At 45.4% G+C, this 20,678-nt stretch carries 18 protein-coding genes and 2 pseudogenes; 11 read left to right on the top strand and 9 right to left on the bottom strand.

From position 1 onward, the window contains the following. Nucleotides 1-56 precede the first annotated feature (56 nt). Nucleotides 57-1,460 carry a DHA2 family efflux MFS transporter permease subunit gene (locus GJB61_RS13390; RefSeq protein ID WP_154119010.1) on the top strand — a complete coding sequence of 468 codons (1,404 nt, stop codon included), beginning with the start codon at nt 57-59 and terminating at the stop codon, nt 1,458-1,460. A 120-nt stretch (nt 1,461-1,580) separates the two neighbouring features. Here the strand turns inward: GJB61_RS13390 and GJB61_RS13385 are convergent, their stop codons facing one another. From GJB61_RS13385 to GJB61_RS13375, 3 genes are all read right to left on the bottom strand, one after another. Beyond that, nucleotides 1,581-5,879 carry an S-layer homology domain-containing protein gene (locus GJB61_RS13385; RefSeq protein WP_154119009.1) on the bottom strand — a complete coding sequence of 1,433 codons (4,299 nt, stop codon included), beginning with the start codon at nt 5,877-5,879 and terminating at the stop codon, nt 1,581-1,583. A gap of 228 nt (nt 5,880-6,107) precedes the next feature. Continuing rightward, a complete protein-coding gene (locus tag GJB61_RS13380) occupies nt 6,108-6,644 on the bottom strand; it encodes a DinB family protein (protein WP_154119421.1) in 537 nt (178 codons plus the stop codon). Between the two features lie 65 nt (nt 6,645-6,709). Next, nucleotides 6,710-7,657 carry a helix-turn-helix transcriptional regulator gene (locus tag GJB61_RS13375; RefSeq protein ID WP_154119008.1) on the bottom strand — a complete coding sequence of 316 codons (948 nt, stop codon included), beginning with the start codon at nt 7,655-7,657 and terminating at the stop codon, nt 6,710-6,712. Nucleotides 7,658-7,825: 168 nt separating this feature from the next. Between GJB61_RS13375 and GJB61_RS13370 the strand changes: the two genes are divergently transcribed. After that, nucleotides 7,826-8,749 carry a GNAT family N-acetyltransferase gene (locus GJB61_RS13370; protein WP_154119007.1) on the top strand — a complete coding sequence of 308 codons (924 nt, stop codon included), beginning with the start codon at nt 7,826-7,828 and terminating at the stop codon, nt 8,747-8,749. Between the two features lie 73 nt (nt 8,750-8,822). Here GJB61_RS13370 and GJB61_RS13365 read toward each other — a convergent pair whose 3' ends face one another. Next, complete coding sequence (locus GJB61_RS13365; protein ID WP_154119006.1) at nt 8,823-9,806, bottom strand: MerR family transcriptional regulator; 984 nt, start codon at nt 9,804-9,806, stop codon at nt 8,823-8,825. 177 nt (nt 9,807-9,983) lie between these two features. Here GJB61_RS13365 and GJB61_RS13360 point away from each other — a divergent pair, with 177 nt between their 5' ends. Next, complete coding sequence (locus tag GJB61_RS13360) at nt 9,984-11,387, top strand: S-layer homology domain-containing protein (RefSeq protein WP_154119005.1); 1,404 nt, start codon at nt 9,984-9,986, stop codon at nt 11,385-11,387. A 58-nt stretch (nt 11,388-11,445) separates the two neighbouring features. On the opposite strand, the gene GJB61_RS13355 is transcribed toward GJB61_RS13360, so the two are convergent. Continuing rightward, nucleotides 11,446-11,799 (bottom strand): DoxX family protein, encoded by a 354-nt coding sequence (locus GJB61_RS13355; protein WP_154119004.1) that lies wholly within the window; start codon nt 11,797-11,799, stop codon nt 11,446-11,448. Between GJB61_RS13355 and GJB61_RS13350 the strand changes: the two genes are divergently transcribed. After that, nucleotides 11,798-12,025, top strand: a complete 228-nt coding sequence (locus GJB61_RS13350; RefSeq protein WP_154119003.1) for a winged helix-turn-helix transcriptional regulator — start codon at nt 11,798-11,800, stop codon at nt 12,023-12,025. The two genes, GJB61_RS13355 and GJB61_RS13350, sit on opposite strands and share 2 nt — an antisense overlap. 15 nt (nt 12,026-12,040) lie before the next feature. On the opposite strand, the gene GJB61_RS13345 is transcribed toward GJB61_RS13350, so the two are convergent. After that, the gene (locus tag GJB61_RS13345) at nt 12,041-12,565 is read right to left on the bottom strand and encodes a hypothetical protein (protein ID WP_154119002.1); all 525 of its coding nucleotides are present in this window, start codon (nt 12,563-12,565) and stop codon (nt 12,041-12,043) included. Nucleotides 12,566-12,775: 210 nt separating this feature from the next. Here GJB61_RS13345 and GJB61_RS13340 point away from each other — a divergent pair, with 210 nt between their 5' ends. Together GJB61_RS13340 and GJB61_RS13335 are read left to right on the top strand one after the other, a co-directional pair. After that, the gene (locus tag GJB61_RS13340) at nt 12,776-13,963 is read left to right on the top strand and encodes an ATP-binding response regulator (RefSeq protein ID WP_154119001.1); all 1,188 of its coding nucleotides are present in this window, start codon (nt 12,776-12,778) and stop codon (nt 13,961-13,963) included. A 102-nt stretch (nt 13,964-14,065) separates the two neighbouring features. Continuing rightward, nucleotides 14,066-14,848, top strand: a complete 783-nt coding sequence (locus GJB61_RS13335; RefSeq protein WP_154119000.1) for a hypothetical protein — start codon at nt 14,066-14,068, stop codon at nt 14,846-14,848. A gap of 143 nt (nt 14,849-14,991) precedes the next feature. Here the strand turns inward: GJB61_RS13335 and GJB61_RS13330 are convergent, their stop codons facing one another. Beyond that, nucleotides 14,992-15,627 (bottom strand): TetR/AcrR family transcriptional regulator, encoded by a 636-nt coding sequence (locus GJB61_RS13330; RefSeq protein ID WP_154118999.1) that lies wholly within the window; start codon nt 15,625-15,627, stop codon nt 14,992-14,994. Nucleotides 15,628-15,746: 119 nt separating this feature from the next. Here GJB61_RS13330 and GJB61_RS13325 point away from each other — a divergent pair, with 119 nt between their 5' ends. From GJB61_RS13325 to GJB61_RS13310, 4 genes and pseudogenes are all read left to right on the top strand, one after another. After that, entirely contained in the window at nt 15,747-16,496 is a 750-nt protein-coding gene (locus GJB61_RS13325; protein WP_154118998.1) for an SDR family NAD(P)-dependent oxidoreductase, read from the top strand. Nucleotides 16,497-16,670: 174 nt separating this feature from the next. Further along, complete coding sequence (locus GJB61_RS13320) at nt 16,671-17,330, top strand: transglycosylase SLT domain-containing protein (RefSeq protein ID WP_195724329.1); 660 nt, start codon at nt 16,671-16,673, stop codon at nt 17,328-17,330. A gap of 309 nt (nt 17,331-17,639) precedes the next feature. Further along, a complete protein-coding gene (locus GJB61_RS13315) occupies nt 17,640-18,407 on the top strand; it encodes a class I SAM-dependent methyltransferase (protein WP_154118997.1) in 768 nt (255 codons plus the stop codon). Between the two features lie 223 nt (nt 18,408-18,630). Then, nucleotides 18,631-18,795 (top strand): annotated as a pseudogene (locus GJB61_RS13310) (GlsB/YeaQ/YmgE family stress response membrane protein); the annotation flags it as partial. Nucleotides 18,796-18,930: 135 nt separating this feature from the next. On the opposite strand, the gene GJB61_RS13305 reads toward GJB61_RS13310, so the two are convergent. Beyond that, nucleotides 18,931-19,800: an NmrA family NAD(P)-binding protein gene (locus tag GJB61_RS13305; RefSeq protein ID WP_154118996.1), complete on the bottom strand. Its 870-nt coding sequence runs from the start codon at nt 19,798-19,800 to the stop codon at nt 18,931-18,933. 152 nt (nt 19,801-19,952) lie between these two features. Between GJB61_RS13305 and GJB61_RS13300 the strand changes: the two genes are divergently transcribed. Beyond that, nucleotides 19,953-20,531, top strand: a complete 579-nt coding sequence (locus GJB61_RS13300; RefSeq protein ID WP_154118995.1) for a TetR/AcrR family transcriptional regulator — start codon at nt 19,953-19,955, stop codon at nt 20,529-20,531. Nucleotides 20,532-20,553: 22 nt separating this feature from the next. Here the strand turns inward: GJB61_RS13300 and GJB61_RS31725 are convergent. Beyond that, a pseudogene (locus GJB61_RS31725) lies at nt 20,554-20,667 on the bottom strand (AraC family transcriptional regulator); the annotation flags it as partial. Nucleotides 20,668-20,678 lie beyond the last annotated feature (11 nt).

Raw genomic sequence — 20,678 nt, 5'->3', positions numbered from 1 at the left:
GGAGAAAACCACAACTGACTAATTCATTTTACAATTTGCTCTTGGAGGGAAACAGAATGGAACAGGCACCAAAAGGAACAATGTTTATCATGGCGATCCTAATTATCGGCGCTATGCTGGGGCTACTGAATCAGTCTTCACTCAATACCGCACTGCCGAGCATTATGGGCGATTTTCAAATCTCGACGAGTTCAGCCCAATGGCTTACGACGGCTTTTGCCTTGGTGACCGGCATTGTCGTCCCGATTACGGCTTTTCTAATCCAGAGATTCACAACAAAACAAGTATTCGTATTTGCCATGGGGATGCTTACTGTAGGTACTCTACTGTGCGCGGTCTCACCAAACTTTGGTCTGCTGCTCAGCGGACGAATTGTGCAAGCGGTTGGGGTTGGGATTATGCTTCCCTTGGTGCAAACGTTGGCCTTCATTCTGATCCCGGTTGCTAAACGTGGTTTCTCCATGGGGATTATTGGGCTTGCCATTAATTTTGCTCCGGCGATTGGGCCTGTCCTGAGCGGATGGCTTGTAGCAGACCATTCATGGCGTTTGTTATTTTATATTCTGTTCCCGTGCACACTATTAATTACACTCGTCGGCATCTTTTTACTTAAGAATGTAACGAAGCAAGTGAAGAGTAAAATAGATTCTTTATCCGTGATGCTGTCCTCTCTTGGATTCAGCGGGGTATTATACGGGTTCAGCATCTCTGGCAGTAAAGGCTGGGAAAGTACGGAGGTTCTTATCTCCTTAGCGGTTGGTTTCCTAGCGCTCGGTCTGTTCGTATGGCGGCAATTCATGCTGGATAACCCCCTACTGGAATTAAGAGTATTTAAGAGTACCTCGTTCACCTTAGCCACGGTAATCAGTATGATTTTGATGATTATTATGCTTAGCGCACAACTGCTGCTGCCCATCTATATGCAGACCATGCTTGGTTACTCGGCGCTTAAATCAGGACTCATGCTGCTGCCCGGTGCGATCCTGATGGGGGCCATGTCGCCCATAGCAGGGAAGTTATTCGATAAATTCGGTGCCCGATTCCTGGTCATTACAGGGCTAAGCTTAACAGTAATATCCACCTTGTTATTTACCCATTTAACGGAGACAACTTCCTATGCTTTCTTGATGGTTGGTTATTCGTTCCGGATGATTGGAGTGAGTCTAACCATAATGCCGGTCATAACTAGTGGCATGAATTCACTAGCTCCCGAGTTGATCCGGCACGGGATTCCCGTTAACACGACCTTGCGAACCGTAGCCGGTTCCATCGGGACCGCGCTGCTCATCACCATCATGATGAGCTATAATGGAGGAAGCTTGGGAAATACAAGTGATGTACACAGTTTAATACACGGGATGAATGTTTCTTCGATGGTCACTACCGGAGCTGCTGTTATCGCGTTGGTCTTAGCTTTTTTCATCAAACGCAAGGAACCTTTGAAAGCAAAAGCCGCTTAATGTATCCCAAGAAAATGTTCTCCCCACTTAACACTATAACAACGAAATAAAAGAGTGCCTTCTCAGGCACCCTTTTATTATTAATACTCTATTATTTACTTTACGCATACCACCTCATTTTTATTTAATCTTCTGTGCCAATACATTCAAGAGAACAGTAGCCGCCTCAGCTCTTGTTGCAAAGTCTTGAGGGGCGAAAACATTATTACCTTTTCCCTGCATAAGACTTGATAGCTTCATATAAGCAATGCTGTTTTTCGCCCATGTTGGAATTCCCGCGTCTACAAATCCAGTGTCAGCATTTGGTTCATCAGAATGACCTAATGCAGTCGCGATCATTACTGCCATCTCGGCACGTGTAATTTCTGCGTTTGGACGGAAGCTTCCATCCTCATAACCATTAATAATGCCTGCTTGTACGGCTTGAGCGACTGCTTGCTGCGCCCAAGCTCCAATCTTAGACGTATCCGTGAAAGTCAGAGCCGTTCCTTCTCCTTGCGACTTCAACGTATTCATCATCATGACAGCAAATTCCGCACGTGTTACAATTCCACTCGGCTTAAACGTGCCGTCTACATACCCTTTTACTATACCACTGCTTACCGCTTGCTTGATATTTGCCTCTGCCCAATGTCCAGAGATATCGCTAAAGTTAACTTTTAGTGGATCTGGTGTTGCGTTGTCTGCCTTAACGCCAGCAGCCAATACCGCAAACTTTGTGAAGTGATTAACATCTACGGTGATTTTATTGCCACTTACCTTGCTACCGACGACTTCCACCCAGACCTTGTTCACTTCGTCATAGTAGAATACGGCTGCTCTTTGGTTGCCCGTTAAGCTTGTCGGATCGAAAAGAAAGATCAACGATACAGGCGCATTAAAGTTCTCCTTGAAATTCTTCAGGATCTCAAAAACCGGGCTGAGTAGAACCTCTTGCTTCGTTAACAGGTTTTGTGTGTTCTGAACTTTCTCAATAGTTACATTTAGTTCCTTACCTGTTGCATCTGCTGGAATAGTAACCGTGAGGTCATCCTTTAGGCTAACTTGGCCGGCACTGCCTGCGGGCAGTTTGATAGAACCATCTGTAGAGATAACGGTAGCATTAGTTGTTGTTGTCGGTGTTGGTACTGATGCTGGTGCTGGTGTCGGTGTCGGTGTTGGTGTTGGTGTTGCTGAACTCACTGTCACTGTGTATGTGACCTTCGTTATTCCATCCTGCGCTGTCACAATAACTTTCTTACCTGTTGCCAAAGTAGTAGCTATCGTCGTTCCATCTGCATCGAACACATCGAACGTTGCATTCACGGATGTTGTAATCGCTGCCTTAAGCGCTGCTAACGTTGTTCCGTAGGGAATGCTCGTAATGGTTTCGTTCGCTGTTCCGCCTGCACTTACTGTGCCAATTATCGATGTCAGCAGTGCAATATTGCTCGCTGCTGCTGTTGTTGGGAATACCGCAGTGACAAAACCTGAATTAACTGAGTTTGTAGCTAATGCTCCTGCTACTGTAAAGCTGTTCTCTCCCACACCTACCAATGTGTAGCCTGCCTTCGGTGTGATCGTGATTGTTGCTGTGTATGCTGTGCTTGGAGCATACATCACAGCCTCTGGTAACCAATTAATCGTTGCTGTATATTCCGTAGTATCGGCTAGAGTCTTAACTGGGACCTGCCCAAAGACTGGCACAGTTACTCCTGATATCGTTGTTGTCCCAATTACCGCTTCGGTTGCCGGGAATACCGCTGTTACAACCCCTGTCTCCACGTTATTTGTTGTAGTCGTTGCTCCAAATACGGTATAGAAATCTTCATCCACACCTGTTAATGTGTGTCCTTCTTTGGGTGTGATTGTTATAGCTGCTGTATATATTGTATTTGCAGCAAATGTGCTGTCTGCCGGTAACCAAGTAATCGTTGCGGTGTAATCATCCGTATCGGCAAGCTCTGATACTGGCGTTGCTCCTGTTACTGGCACTGTAACACCCGTAATGGCTGCTGTTGTAATGGTCGCAGCTGTTTCTGGGAATATCGCTGTAATAACACCCGAATCCGCAGCATTTGTTGTCAGTAATGCTCCATCTACTGTAAAGAAGTCTTCAGCTACACCGGCGAATGTGTATCCCTCTTTTGGTGTAAGAGTTATTGTCGCGGTATATGCTGTGTAAGTAGCAAAGGTCACAGAAACAGGCGACCAAGCTATCGTTGCTGTATATTCGGTTGTATCTGTCAAGACTGTTACTGGTGCCCCTCCTGCCTCAGGTGCTGTAACGCCGGCAATAGCAGCAGTTGTGATTGTCGCACCTGTTGCTGGAAATAACACTGTTAACTCGCCTGATCCAGCATCATTTGAAGCTTCAATTCCAGCAACTGTATAGAAGTCCTCCGTTACACCTTTTAATGTATAACCAGCTGTTGGAAGAAGTGATATTGTCGCGGTATATGCTGTGCTAGGAGCAAAGGTTGTATGGTATGGAGACCAGTTTACCGTTGCTGTATACTCTTCTGTATTAAAGTTTGTTACTGGCGTTGCTCCTGCTACTGGCACTGTTATTCCAGTAATAGCTGCAGCGACTGTCGCGTCTGTGGCTGGGAATACCGCTGTGATAACGCCTGTATCCGCATCATTAGATGCTGTTGCTCCAAAGACCTCAATGGAGTCTTTGGTTACACCTGTTAACGTATACCCAACCTTCGGTGTAATTGAAATTGTTGCTGTATATGCTGTATTTGTAGCAAATGTGCTATGTTCCGGTAACCAAGCAATCGTTGCTGTGTACTCGGTGGTTTCCGGTAAGGTTGCTACTGGCGTTTCACCTGCTACTGGCACTGTTACGCCATCGATCACTGAGCTTGTAATGGTGACAACCTTGATATTCTCTCCAATTACATTCAACACTTGTTCATTGGATGCCGGTTGATCGCCGGTTTGCGCTGTTCGGACATAAATCGTATCTCCTACAATCACAGAAAGGTTGTCCACGCTTATTTCTCCAGTGCTAACTGGTATATAAATGCCTGTGTTAATTTTATACTCCATCTCATCGGTTACCTCTATTAACTCCGTTGTTCCCGGATTTGTTCCAGCTTGCAATTCCGCTTCCGGTGCCGCTGCTGGTCTAATGTCCGAGTTACTGACTGTAAATGTCTTCGCTATTAAATGATTTGTCGATAAACGTACCGTGATCATATCGCCTGTATTTACATTAATATCATCGGAAGAACCCGTGAAGGGGATATACGTAACACCATCCGTCGAATATTCCATACCCTCGATAAACTGGGTCAGCTTCGTTGTCCCACCATTCGTTCCTTGTGTCAATAAACCCTTCCACAATTGAGGGTATTGGCCAGGAGCAAAATACCAAATCGAACTATCCCAGCTACTAAATGTAGTTGCATCTTGCATCTGTGTGGTTGTTTCAGGTGTACCTCTTCCAGTATCTGATTTCCCTGATGTTGTACTGTCGTAGAAGCTGTTATTGAAGCTTCCAATTCCAGGATAAACCCCTAGCAAGCCGCCTACATCAGCTCCAGTCCCCGTCACTGCTCCTGTAGAGTAGCTATTGATGACTGCCGCACCCCAATAACCATTATTTACTCCTGCTAAACCGCCTACGGCACTTCTACCTGTTACACTTCCCGTGGCATAACTGTTGCTTATCGGTCCCTCCATGTTATATCCTACCAAACCCCCAATATTATCCTCTGTTCCAGTTATACTTCCCGTAGCATAGCTATTGCTGATGGTTCCTTGGTTTTGTCCAACCAGTCCAGCAACATAACCTAATCCAGTTACATTTATGGTAGTATAGCTGTTTACAATGGTTCCGGTGTTTGTTCCAACCAATCCGCCTACTCTATTAGCAGGTCCTGCTCCCGTTACGCTACCTGTTCCTGTGACATAGCTATTACTAATAGTTGAACCATAGTTGTTCCCAACCAAGGCACCCACGAAGCTACCCGTTGAATCCGACTTTAGACCTCTAACATTAACATTTCTAAGGATCATATTGCTGAACGACCCACCCACCACAATTCCGAAAAGCCCTACATTATTTGACTCTTTATCTATTGTTAAATTCTTAATTTCAAAACCATTACCATCTATATTTCCTTGAAATCTTTGATCATCCCAGCCATAATTAATAAAATTATAATACCCTATTGGCTCCCAATTAACGTACCCACTCAAATCAATCTCTGCTGTCAGTTTAAAATAAAGACCTGCATCCAGATGATTTCTGACCTCGTCAAGTTGTGCCGCATTTGCAATCAAATACGGATCAGTTACCGTACCTGTACCCCCTGCAAATCCTGCTGCATGCGCTTTGTCTCCTCCAATGAGGAGCCCACTAACTCCACTGAACACCATTAACATCACCAATATAATAGAAATTCCCTTTTTGTATAGACTACGCATTTCATTTCCTCCTTCATATGAGTTAATACCAATATATCAACCCCCAATGACGGGAAAATGACAAACTTCGACAGAAAACAACAAAAGACTCCTGACCACGAATGGTCAGGAGTCTTTTTACTATTTGTTTGGATCGCTAAAGACTGATTTTGTGGGATGCAGACACAACACCAATCCTGAAGCGGCTTTGTTAGCTTATCTCATTTTCAAGAAATGATGGTGTCTCTTTCAAGAACCAAAGTTTGTTTTTAAGCGGTTCAGCTGCAGAAGATGATGACGATAGTGCATTTCAACAAGCAGGAACCATTCTTCCGCACACAGTCCGCCGAATGACGGATGAGCCACTGTAGTTTGTGTGGACACATGTTCAAGAGTGGGTTCAATCTCCTGCATTCTCTGGATGACCGTCTGTAATCCTTGAATTAGCTGCTCTTTGCTTTCCGGCTGTGCCGGCGTATATTGCGGGGAAGGCGGAACCTGAATACGAATGGGCGGGAAACTTTCTTGAGCGAATGCAGCCGCACCTGCCTCGGTTTTTTCTGATAGAGATTGCAAGGTATCTAGGCTTGGCACCAGGCATTGATCCATATTAGGAAGATGCATATTAAGCGCTGAGTTAATGAGATGTTGAACCATCTGTCCTATGGACCACTCGTCTTCACTTGGTTTTTGCTTCAGTTGCTCCATATTGTATTGATCCAGTTCATCTATATAATATGTCGCAGTTTCCTCGAACCGTTGTAATGCTTCCTTTGTTGTAATCATCATCTATTAGCTCCTTTAGCTATCTTTTTATCCAAGTATACAAAAACGCTACTGACACCATTATGTCAGTAGCGTTTTAACATGTTCTCTAGTTCATTTCTAACCCGATGCCGGAGGGATTCCGGCTCCAGCACAACCACTCCGCTTCCCCAGCCAAGCACGGATTGCAGCAATTCCTCCGGCTGCCGAACACGAAAGGTTATCAGCAACCCTTCCGGATGCTCCTCTATGGTTTCTGTATAGAAATGGTTAGACTCCCTTACCTTATCGGCAATATCAGGTTGGACCTGGATGCGCACAAGAACGTGGCGATCATCTGGAGGCTGGTACTCATCTAACTGAAAATCTGCTGGCAGCTCAAATCTGGCTTCCAGATCGATAAGCTCCGTCATCCGGGATAATCGGAAATGTCGGATGTCTTGACGCAATTCACACCATCCGGTAACCACCCATGCCCCATTCAAAAGAACAAGTCCATAAGGGGCAACAGTACGAACACTTTGACGGTTCCCGTCGGCTTCAGCGATTCTTTTGGAATAATGGAAGCTAATTTTCTTTTCCTCCGATATCGCTCGACGAATCACTTCTATATAGGCCTTCTCTTGTATTCGTGCTGCATCTTCAGCAGTTGCAATCAGACGAAAGCTCTTGCGAATCCGGGTTGCCTCACTGCGGACCGATTCCGGCAGAATAGCTTCAATCTTCCTTCTAGAAGTTCGAGACTTACTGCCATAATGGGCATCAAACCACTGCTCGATAAAATCTGTCCCGATGAGTAACGTCACGGCTTCTTCCACTGTAAAGCTGACCGGCGGTAGGAAATACCCTTCTATTAAGGAGTATCCCTGTCCTGGCGCCCCTATCACGGATACGCCCGCTTCACTCAAAGCCTGAATATCCCTATAAATGGTTCTTACGCTTGTTTCAAATATGGCCGCCAAATCCTCAGCGCGTAACACTTTGTTACGCTGGAGCTCAAGTACTATGGCCAGCAAACGATCCGTTTTGTTCATACGGCAGCACCCTTCCCTGAGTAATTATTTTATACCAGAGCTACTTATGATACGGTTCTCAGTGATGTCTGTAACGGCAAGTTTTTATTTAATTATTTGCTACATCCCGGACGTTTCCATTTCTTGGTATGATGAACATGATCTTGAGCATACGAAAGCGGTGAAAAGATGAACGTGAAATTTCGCAGTTACCAGACAGAAGATTTCTTAAAAGTCCGTGACATGCTTGTTACCAGCTTCAAGGAATCAGGCAATCAAGGAAATTGGCTTATCGACAGATGGAACTTCTGCAGAATGGTCAGCCATACGATGCATGGAACGTTCGACTCCTGGGAAAAAACTGTGGGCGTTTGGGAAGATGAAACGGGTATGATCGTCGGAGTCGTTAATTCGGAAGGCGAAGAGAGCGGTGAAGCCTTTTTCCAGGTGAGATTCCCTTTGTCTTCAGCGATACTTGAAGAAATGTTCGTTTTTGCAGAGAGTAGCTTAACTATACAGGACAAGGGCTTGCGCGTCATCCGTTTACGAATTCCAGAGGGTGACCCCATACGGGAGGCCATCGCGCTTGCGAGAGGCTACAAAAAATTAGATTGGGATGACTCCATGTCAACTCTTTCCTTACGCAATCTTGGGTCCGTTGATCTCCCACAGGGTTATCGCATTCAATCAGGACTGGACGTTTCGAGCGAAGCCAAGGCTCTTGCTCATGCCAAAGCATTCGGTTACTTTGAAGAAGCCCATGATCGAACTTTCCCCTTAGCTTTCGAACGGATGAAGCTAGCTCCCGATTATCGACCGGACTTGGATCTGTCTGTTGTCGACGTCTCAGGAGAAGTTGTTTCATTCTGTACGCTATGGTACGACACCCTAAATCAGCACGGTGTTCTAGAGCCTGTCGGGACCATAGCTGCTGCCCGTAAGAAAGGGTTAGCTCGCGCCGTCATTAGGGAAGGACTCCACCGAATCGCCGGATACGGGGCAAAATCCGCTTACGTAGGATCTACTATGGACTTCTATAAAAGACTTGGCTTTAAGGCGATTTTTAGAAGCCATGTCTGGGAAAAAGCCCTGACGGCTAGCGACAATGGCTGAAGGAACAACTTTTGACAAGAAGAAACGGCTGCATCGTCCTTTATATGGACGGCGCAGTCGTTTCTTTGATAAATTACCCCTTTGATTTTATCGGAAGCAGCAGGTCCAACTGCAAACTTTTATCAATTTCCTCATTGCTCAAGTGATATTGATTAATATAATTCAAATGTTCTTCCAATGAACCATTCATACAATCTGGATCGCCCCAGTTCGGTTCATACTCATTACTGTTTCTCACCCAATCCGTAAGCCAGCCCCATTCCTCGAAGTTTCCCATGGGTATCATGTGGGCCGCATATAAGCCGCCAGGAAATATCTTTTTCACGAAGGGTTCCGGCACCTCCATATTGTCGGGAATGGTTACCCATCTCTCATATCCGTGATCACTTCCGTCCGGTTTAAGCCCATTGGGATGATTAAAACCAAAATGCCGTAGATCGGGCTTCACCTCTTTCAGATTTGTTTGTATCATAAATTTCCGTAGTTCATTCCCTGTGTCGTATTCCGGTGACCCACCTGCACAGTGTATCGAGGCAACTGATACGGGGGCTAAATATACAATTCTCACATCTTTAAGTTGGGATAAATAATTGTCGGCTAGATTCAAGTCATTCATGGTTGGTTCCTCCTTAAGCTTATTTTTTGTAACGGGGAGGGCTTCAATGACCTGCAGTATTGATTCTTCAGACAAATATTCAGGGTTCATTTTCACTTCTACATGTTCACTTAGATAGATTACCAATTGATTTAAAACCCTCTGAATTGCAGACAATGTCCATATTTCATTCGATAGCTCTTGGATTTTTCCTTGAAAAACGTTTAGTGCTACTTGTGTCTCTTCACTTTGCAAAATTCTCTGAATTTCTTTTAATGGAATTCTCAGCTTTCGTAAGATCAATATCTGTTCCAGTCTTTTTAACGAACACTCATCATAAGTGCGATAAGCATATCCTTCCTTCTTCAAGCTCTGAAGCAATCCAATTTGCTCATAATATCTGAGTGTTCTTGTTGAGATCTGATAGTTCTTGGTAACCTCGCTTATGGTCTGCAGCTCCATAGCTCCTCCCTTCAATGAACAGCTTAAAGTACGACACGACGTCAAAGTCAACGGGATTCTTACTCTCACTTCGTTTTTTTAGATGTTATAAGGGAATAAATCTTGTTGTAACCTTTTTGTACAATGGCACGTCTAAGATCACAAATAACCAACAAACTACAACACGAGGTGAAAGAAATGAAGAAAACATTCAAGATGATAACGATAACCGCTGCTGCTGCCCTGACTCTCAGTTTTGCTGGGCAACAATTTGCTTCCGCCGCAACCTTCAAAGATTTAAATAACGTTCAAGACAAAGAGAAGATCATTGCCCTGCAAAACAGCGGCTTGATCAAAGGGATCAGCACCTACCTGTTTGGTCCGCACATGGCCATTTCGGAGGCTGAAGGCGTTCAGATGATCGTCAATGCGATGGGACTGAATCTGGATCTGGTCCGATTCATTAAAGAGCCCAAGGCTACAGACTATTTTGCAAATGCCAGTAATTCCGCTTGGTACTCACAAGCCCTCATTATTGCTGCTGTTAACGGACTGGATCTGCCCACTGATTTGAAGCCAAACCAGAAGTTAACGCGCGAAGAATTCACATATCAGCTCATTCATGCGATCGAGATAAGCGGCCAACTGCCTATGGTGAAGCCTGTTGTTGTTGAATTTAAAGACCAGGATCAAGTCAAGGTCGATTATTCCGGTTCGATCCAGCGCGCGTTGAACTATGGTGTTGTGCAGCTGGATACAAACGGAAAACTTAACCCCAAGAAAGAAATTACCCGGGCCGAGGCTGCCGTAGAGATTAGCAATGCACTGGCATACCTGAAGGCACATCCGGCGCCGGTCGCTGTGAACGAGACCCTTACAGCAGAACAAGCCGTTCAATTGATCAAGCAAGCCGCTGGACCGGATGCTGACCTGCAGATCAAGATCGATCCGAAATCCAGGATGAGCCGTGAATCGTTCACGTACCTGCTGGTTCATACCCTCCAAACGAGCGGTCAACTGCCGATGATCAATGTCATTCCGGTCGAAGTGAAGGATGAGAATCAGATGGATATCTCAAATTCGGGTGCCATTCAAACGGCAATCGCCCTTGGTTTCGTTACCTTAGACGAGGCTGGGAACTTTAATCCGAAGGCCGATATTACCCGTACTGCTGGCACTGCCATCGTTAACAAAGCCGTGGAATTCTTGAAAGCTCACCCCGCACCTGAAGCTGTGAGCGAGATCCTTACGGCAGAGCAAGCTATTCAATTGATCAAAGAAGCCGTTGGATCTAAGGCGGACCTGCAAATCAAGATCGATCCAAAAGCCGAAATGACCCGTGAATCGTTCACGTATCTGCTGGTTCATACGCTCCAAACGAGCGGCCAACTTCCGTTGCTTAATCTGATTCCGGTTGAGATCAAAGATAACGGCAAGATCGATATCTTAAACTCAGGAGCTATTCAGACGGCAATTTCCTTGAAGATCGTGAAGCTGGACGCAAACGGCAATTTTAATCCGAAGGACGGGATCACCCGTGCAGACGCGACCGCTATGGTTAGCCAAGTGCATGAGATCTTAAAAGGATTCGCGAATCATTAAGAATTGAAGGGTCCCTTCTGCCGAAATGGCGGAGGGGATTTTTTTTATCTTCAACTACTCACATGCGGCCAATTGCGACAATTAGGGCTAGAACCAAGAAAACCAAGTTCACGCCAATTTCTTGATATTCTTTTCGCTTCATATGGAATAACGCTCCAAAGAGAACAACTAGGACAAGCCCGATTGCGGCAATCGGCGTCAGTACAGGTGCAATATTCGTCGCTTGAGGCAAAACGATCCCTAGTACGCCAAACAATTCCACGATTCCAATAAAGAAAACTAATTCTTTCGAAACCTCATTCACCCAAGGCCAGGACGTTTTTGCTTTTTCATACTGGAACGCCTTCATCCAACCGGAAAAAATAAAGCCTACTCCCAAGATCCCCTGCACAATCCATAAGGTTATATTCATGATTCTTCCGCTCCCGGACATTACCCGAAAAATGCTCACTCAGCAACTAAGGGAATTAGAGTATCAAGATATCATCCATCGCGAGGTCTATCCGCAAGTCCCTCCCAAAGTCGAATATTCCATTACGTCATACGGCCAACGAATGACCCCCTTATTGCAGGCCATGAATGATTGGGGAGTGGATCATATCGCTCATTTGAACGAATTATATGGGGATGATATCTGATTTCGACAGAGCCATTTACTTTTGGGATAACACATACTTACGAAAATAATCAACAAATGGGGTATAAATACCCTGCACCTCATAAATTTCATTCATAAACTCTTTCTTCACTAGCTCAGCTTGTTTAAGTTCTAAATCCAGTGAATATTCACTGTCGTGATAATCATTGAACATATAGTAGAAAAATTGACAGTCCTTTTTCACTGCTTGATAACCATCTGCAAAATCACCGGATTCTTCCAGAAATGATGCCCATGATAGTTCCTTCCGTTCATATCTTACATACAGACAGCCTATATGAAAATCATATAACGAATCCGGGAAAGCTTCAAATGGTTCCGAAAAGGCGTAGCCATTTACAATTCTCACTGCATCCCCTATATACTTTTTTGTTGCAAGTTCGATAATCCAATACGGAGGTTTATCCATTTTTTCAATGACTTCATCACAAAATAAGAAATAGTGCTTATACCAAATAAGATTAGATTCAAGCATAATACCTATTTTCCTAGCGGTTTGCCTGTTAAGCTCGATCTTCATAAATCACCTCCACCTTAAACTTGTTACCTATCTTAGCATATCTCGCAAGCCATCCACCCAACCTTAATTGATGAATAGGCGTAGGATTCTTTACAACTATTTTACATCTTTTAAATAGTTTCCCGACTTACATGTAAGCTATAATTCAAGGGAAGCCATTATCCTGAATACTAGTATGGGCTAACCTATGATCGAACAAAGAGGCTGACTATGGAAAAAATACTAATCGTTGAAGATGATCAGGCGATTTCCGATTTGATCCAGACGAATCTTGATATTGCAGGTTATGCGAGCAAGCAGGTATTCAACGGATCAGAGGCGCTTGAGCACATAAACACGTATGCTCCAGACCTGGTCCTTCTGGATATCAATATGCCTGATCAAGATGGTTTTGAAATCATGAGTAAATTGGAGCCGGGAGGAATTCTCGTTATTTTTTTGACTGCCCGAAATAGCATTACCGATAAAGTCAAAGGTCTTAAGCTCGGGGCCGACGATTATATCGTCATTACTTTGATTCTGGCTGTTGGATTGTATCTGATGATCTGGTACCTGACGCGCTCCGTTCGTTCTCTCACTAAATCGGCTCAGACCATAACGCGAGGGGATTACTCACAAAGGGTAAGCGTGCTCTCTAATGATGAGATTGGCATTCTGGCACAGAACTTTAACCAGATGGCGGACGCAGTGGAGGACAAGGTTGATGAGCTAGAGGTGCTAGCAAGACAGCGCCAGAACTTCATTGATTACCTGACACATGAATTAAAAACACCCCTCACCTCAATTATCGGATATGCTGACCTCTTACGTACAACCAAATACAATGAAGCTGTCTATTTCAAAGCATTAAATTATATATACTCCGAGGGAAAGCGACTGGAGAGCCTGTCGTTTAAACTCATGGATCTGATCCTGGTCGGTAAAGAAAAGCCTATTCTTGAAATGGAAGAGATCACACCGCTCTGCGTGGCGATAGAGGAAGCTTTAAAGCCTCGACTTGAGAAATCAGATATTGAATTGGTCGTTTCCGTTGAACCTCATAAGCTCATGATAGAGAAGGATTTGTTCATCCTGCTGTGCACCAACCTGCTGGATAATGCGATGAAAGCATCCACAGAAGGTAGCCGAATTTTTTTCAGAGGTTATAGTGACAGTGATCGGTTCTATGTGTTTGAAGTAGAGGACGAGGGGATTGGAATTCCGGAGCAGGACGTACCTCATATATTTGAACCGTTTTTCATGGTGGATAAAACCCAATCGAAGTCCCATCACAGCGCTGGCCTGGGTCTGGCTATATGTTCAGAAATTATAACCCTGCATGACGGGAAGATTGAAATCACCAGCCGTTTAAATATCGGTACCAAAGTAAAGCTCCTCTTCCCCATAAGTAACAACTAATTTACAACTCTTCGATAGTTATGCAATATTGCTTTTTTATAATAGGGATGCAAGCAGGAATTACAAATTCCTAATCATCATAAAAAAGCGGAGGTAGATCACATGAAATTCAAGGTAATCGGAAAAAGGAATAAAATCGCCGGGATGGCTCTGGCATCTGCATTGGTCGTCGCAAGTCTGGGTTCAATTGCTGCATACGCAGCTGACAGCAACGATGTAGTATCCAAGAATGTATTGATCACGGCCCCGGTAGTAGCAACTTCTACACCTGCGGTTGATCAAGAGCAGGGAACCATCCAGTACTCAAAAATGTCTTATACAAGAGCCGATGGAAGCCAGACCTTAGACTCCGAATATTGGTACAACCCGGTGACGAAACAGTTAAGAATGGACTCCAAGGAATATACGGCTGATCATCAGGTACGAAATTATCATAGTTCGTATCAAACTGAAGGGCAAGACGACATGATTGTAATCCAAAGAGAGCCGGATGGACATGCTGTGAGCGGAAAGATTGTGAAAGCGGAGAAGCCAGGTGCCGAAAGATTTGATTTCCAAAATGAGAAAGCCCTGTATACCGACAATAGCTGGACTTATGTTGGCGATGAACAATCCCCGGATGGAAAAACACTCGGCAAATATTCTCAAAGCTACCGTGCTTATATTAACGACACCACGGAAGCCAACATACAGCTATTCGGCTATGCTGATAAAGCCACAGGAATGCCGGTGAAGGAAGAGCAGTTCGAAGATTCGACCGGTCAGGCGAAGCTGTTCAGCTCCACTACTAACGAATATAAGTATGTGAAGGACGACGACGGAACCCTTTTTAATACGAATGGGATTACGTTGACTCCGGTGACTCTAAACGATGGCGTAAAATAAACTAACTATTTTTCAAAACTAAAGCCCCTTCTGCAGAAATTTCAGCGGAAGGGGCTTTTTCGTTGGGTTGGCATACTCTAATTTGAGACTTCTACAACTGTAAAAGGCCATACCATAATGTTGTACAAGCCATATTGAAGGAGTTAAGTGGCAAATGAACGGATATGATCCAGCACAGCATCTAATCCGGCAGCAAGTGGTGCAACTTCTCGACGCACCTGTGAGAGCAAAAGACCACCCTGAAGTGCCGTGAGAAGAGCCAACGCTAAGCTAGCAGGATTTGATTCGGATCGTAGCTCACCGCGATTGTACATTTCATGTAATCCTCTGGAAATTTCAGCCTCCCATTGTGCAAAGCAAGACACAAGTTCAGAACGGGCTTCTTCCTCCGTCTCGGATATTTCACCCACTAAAGAGCCGATGGGACAACCAGTTTTGCACTGCCGTTGAGTCTGGATTTCAATAATAAGATCTCTCCATGATTGCAGTGCTTCAAAGCTATCGAGCTTACTTAAGTAAGGCTGCTGGGCATCTAGAACTGCCTCGGTCTGATGTGCGATTACGGCACGTACCAGCTCTTTTTTGTCACTGAAATAGTGATATAGCTGAGAGGCGCTTACTTTTGCCAGACGCTGGACATCTTCCACAGATGTACGACCAATGCCTCGCTCGGACATTAAATCAGCTGCAGCTTCAACAATTCGATTTCGTGTAGCCTGTCCCTTCGAGGTAAGTTTCAGCTTATATAAAGTTTTGTTTAAATCGTCTGAAGTTTTCATAATTTAATTATAGCAAAAATGGAGTTGACAATCCAGAAAATAATCACTATTATTGGATTATTCGATCCACAAAAAATGGATCAAATGATCCATAAAATGATGAGAAGAGGTAATTACTTATGATTTCAGAACAAACCGGAACCACAGCTCTTATTACAGGAGGAACAAGCGGGATTGGCCGAACTACCGCAAAAGCACTAGCTGAGCTTGGCATTCATGTCATCGTTGCTGGACGCAATATCGAACGTGGAGAGCAAACAGTAAACGATATACGTGCTGTTGGCGGAAGGGTCGATTTCGTAGCATCAGATCTTAAAGACGAGGCGAGTGCACGTACACTTGCGAAAAAAGCAATTGAGCTCGGAGGCGGTCATATTGACATTCTGATCAATAACGCTGCGATCGGTGCGATCGGTCCAACCCATGAAACTACGGAGTCCGACTTCGATAATGTGTTTGGAGTGAATGTCAAAGTTCCTTACTTTCTTGTGGCCGAACTTGCACCCTTAATGGCCGAACGTGGTAAAGGAGCAATCGTCAACATTACGACTATGGTAGCGGAGTTAGGCACGTCCGTCCTGGGCCTTTATGGATCTAGCAAAGCAGCACTCAGTCTGCTTACAAAATCATGGGCTGCTGAATATGGCCCTAGTGGAGTTCGAGTTAATGCAGTTAGTCCGGGACCAACCCGCACAGAAGGTACTGTTCAAATGGGTGGTATGCTTGACCAATTGGCCGCTCAGGCCCCTGCTGGACGTCCTGCTACACCCGACGAGATCTCTGCTGCAATTATTTTTCTGGCAACTGATAGTTCCAGCTTTATTCATGGAGCCATTCTTCCTGTTGATGGAGGCCGTACAGCCGTTTAATTAGCTTATTAGTATTCCCTTTATATTTCTGCTTATTTATCCACGAGAGCAAGTTCGAACACATCCTACTTCGTGTTCAGCTTGCTCTTTGCATGAGCATAGATATATCGACTCTTGTTGAACAATGCTGCTGAAAGTTGTTCGAATCTGCCATCGAAAATATGGGAGAAATTCATGAAAGCTACCTTAGCGGATGGAACCATCTCGCTTCAAGCCATGGCCAATAATCATCAGTATGTATCTACGGATTTAAATAACGGCGCGGTTTTGAGTGCGAACAAAGCCGCTGTAGGCGGTGCATGGGAAGCATTTAACCTTGTAACAGGCGGCTCTTCAACCGTATCCAAACCTGCTGAAGCTCCCAGCTATATATGGAACTATGCAGTGAATGCGGATAACCGGTTTGGCAAAAATGGGGATTTTGCTTTGTTGATTTGTGCCGTTATCAAGCAGGAAACAAGCTACGGGGCAGATTCAAGCGGTCCCTCCGGTGGGGATGGATTAATGCAAGTTGAACCAAATACAAGAAATGGTTATTCCGGTAAATTCAGCTCCACATTTGGACATGCCTACAACCACAGCGATCAGCAGGATCAAGTCTATATGGGGGCTATGATTCTAAATGATATGATCAACCTGGCGGGCGCAAATAACATATGGAGAGGTTTAGTGAATTACAACGGGGGACCAAACTGGTATCCGGGCGCTACCGATTCCTACGGTCGCCCCATTCTGGTGGATCAATATGATCAACGGAGAGGAAGTTGTAGGTACCCGGAACTTTGGTCAGGGCGGAGGACGCTGCACCTGGCTTCGGTGTTGGGATTTTGCTAGTTCCGTCAGCGGCATAGGCGGCAACGGGGCTGATAGCGGCGGACAGCAGCATGACGGAGAGAACGGCTTTTTTGATGAACACTTGGTTTTTCATGATTGAACATTCCTTTTGGGTTTGTTCGGTCTTACAGGTTCAACTAAGTAATTTTCATGAGATGGACTTCGACACTATTTACTTTCGTGGGATGTACGGCAAGTTTTTTTATAATTATTTTGTGCGTTGACCATATATTCCCTTAAATCTATAATTAAGTAATTGTAAATGAACTTGAGTGATTTTCCTACAAGTTCATCACGGAGGGAAAATATATGTCTTTCAGCTATTATGGAGAACTTTGTACAGAAGTCTATGATCTCACTAAGAAAATAGGTCAAAACTCGGATCGTGATATAGAGTATTACCGCAACAGACTGAAACAATGTGAGGGGCGTATTCTTGAAGCAATGACCGGTTCCGGGCGTGTACTCATTCCGCTTCTCGAATCTGGACTTATTGTGGATGGAATTGATTATTCTCCCGAAATGTTAGCTTCTTGCCGTCAACGATGCGAGGAACGAGGGTTAGTTGCCCATTTATACCAGTCAGATCTTGAGGAGCTTTCTTTGCCTGAATCATACGAAGCTATCATTATACCAGGTGGTTCATTCATGTTAATTGAGAACCGGGAAGTGTCGATAAAAGTACTAAAGCGCCTGTACGAACATCTCCAGCCAGGGGGACGACTTATCCTTGATTTTTTCCTGCCGGATACGAATTTCGAGTGTGGTCCAGTTGGTGGTACATCGACATTCAGCTTGCCGAATGGAGACAGCATCACCATGGACAGCACACTGGTTGAAGCTGATATATACAGTCAATGCAAAGTTACCTATTTAAAATATGAAAAGTGGCGCAACGGTGCCCTTATCCAGACCGAACTGCAACGTTTCGCCATACGTTGGTATGGCGTCGAAGAATTCAAGCTCATTTTAGAAAGCATCGGCTTTTCAGAGGTCGTGGTATCCGCCGATTTCGACTACAACCAAACACCAAGGAATGGAAAACAGATATTTATATATGAAGCAATCCGAAAATGAGTAGACTCTAGAGCTCTGTGAGCTTATTTCCCTAAAACTTGCCGCTTTGGCCAACTGCGTTGGCCAAAGCGGCAAGTTTTGATTATCGTTCGCGAAGAAGCATGGTACATCAGTACCGCGTCGAATCCAACTCCCTTAGCGAGATATGCGGGAATGACCAGTATTCCCTTCTCAGAAGTGAAATTTTATAGAATTCACTATAGAGGGGAAAGGGGACAAATCAATGTTTCTGATCTGGGTGTTAATCGTCGGTGGGTTGATCGGCTGGCTAAGCGGCAATCTGATGGGTAGGGACGTTCCGGGAGGCGTGCTGGGGAATATCATCGCAGGCTTTATCGGCTCGTGGCTAGGTACTGCGCTGCTGGGTGCGAGGGGACCGGTTGTGGGTATGATAAGGTTTCCCCACGATGGCTGAAGCGGCAAGTTTGAAGGCCATCCTTTACGGGATGGCCTTCTCGCATTCATATAAACCACTTCTTATGAGAGCGACCAGAATTCTCACGGCACGATTTTCACTTAATCATTATTGCGGATGCTGAGCGATCCACGCTTTTAGGAAGTCTCGAAAGGTTAGCGGTGGATGGCCGATCAAGTGAGCAAGCATTATTGGATCCGCATCTGAGAATTCTCCAGCACGGCTCGCGCGGAAGAGGCCCATGAGCATGTCTGCCCTCGCCTCAGGAACACCGCGAGCGACCAGATTCGCCCGATATTCGTCATCCGGCACGACAATCCGGCGTATCGAGCGCCCCGCTAACTCAGAGGCAATCGCGGCGATCTCCTCCAAATCAATCGCCTCTGCGGCAGTAAGATTAGGAGTTATACCCTCAAGACTTTGGTTACTAAGGAGGGCCGCAGCCGCTTGGGCCAGATCGGGATGAGACGTCCAGGCAACAGGCCCATCCATAGGTGCTGCCAGCACCCCGGTTTGGAGTGCATTACCCAACATCATGATCGCAGAATTGGCATAAAAGCCGTTTCGAAGCGAAGTATGCGCCATACCAGAAGCTTGGAGTACGTTTTCGATAGCGGCATGCGCGACCATCGGAGGGAAATGCGACGTCAGGGACGAACCCATATGGCTGGTATAGACAATTCGATCGGCGCCAGCCTGCTTGGCCATGGCAATCGCCGTCCCACGCTGCTGGACAGCTATCTCGCCTACATTGTCGGTTGAAACAATGAAAACCTTTGATGCCCCTTCAAAAGCGTGGAGAAGACTGTCCGCATCGGTGAAATCGCCCCGGCGGACACGAACCCCCTGCGCCTTAAGTTCCTGTGCCTTTTCCGGATCACGGACACTCGCTCCAATCTGCTCAGCAGGGACAGTTCTCAGCAACTCCTCTACTACCGCCCGACCCAATTGTCCATTCGCTCCGGTTATAATGATCATGTAAACAAACCCTCCTTGTATCATGTATACTACACATGAATCATAGGTGGATTACGTAATCCGGGCAATGAACAAAGAACCGCGATCGTTGCTTTCCCAACATCTTCAGGCCTTTGTTGCCTTTCCAGCCATCCCATAGGAGGAGATTATGCATGCCAGTGAATATTGATGACCCCCGCGTTAGACGCACGCGTCAATTACTGATGCAGTCCTTTACAGAACTGCTCATCGAGAGAAAGAATCTCCATTCCATTTCCGTGCAAGACATAGCCGCTAAAGCGACCGTCAATCGTACCACATTTTATGCACATTTCGAAGATAGATATGCATTTTTGGAGAGCTGGATGAGAGAGAAATTCCAGAAGAGATTGAACGAAGCACTGCCCGATTCCTCCATCTCGGATATGGGCAGCCTGCGAACTCTTATCTTAGCCGTCTTCGATTTCATCTCTCGTATCCGGCAGCACATGACACCGGCGGACAGCCAGTATGAACGCCTGTTCGAAAGCGCTATGCAAAGGGAACTTTATCAATTACTGTTCAAATGGCTGAGCGAAGCATCAAGCTCCCCTTCAAAAGAAATTGTGGAGGCTACGGCCCAAATCATAAGCTGGGGCATATTCGGTTCAGCCTTACAGTGGAGTCGAGATTCTCAAGATCGTACGATCGAAATGATCGTGCGAGATGTTTTGGTAGTTGTGGCAGCGGGACTGGCGCCTGTAATGGAATAACAGTTCTGCGGGCGGCCGAACATGCGGCTATACTCCCCTCTGAGAGAAGCAAACGGCGTGCGATTTGCAGCCGAATGACCTTCTGATACTGCAGGGGGCATATTGCTGTGACCTTTTTAAAATACTTGTGCAGCATAATTGAAGGCT

It is taken from the genome of Paenibacillus monticola, assembly GCF_009664975.1.
GTDB lineage: Bacteria > Bacillota > Bacilli > Paenibacillales > Paenibacillaceae > Paenibacillus_AQ > Paenibacillus_AQ monticola.
The sequence above is the reverse complement of the archived record's forward strand: the minus strand, read 5'-3'. Positions and strand labels throughout refer to the sequence as shown.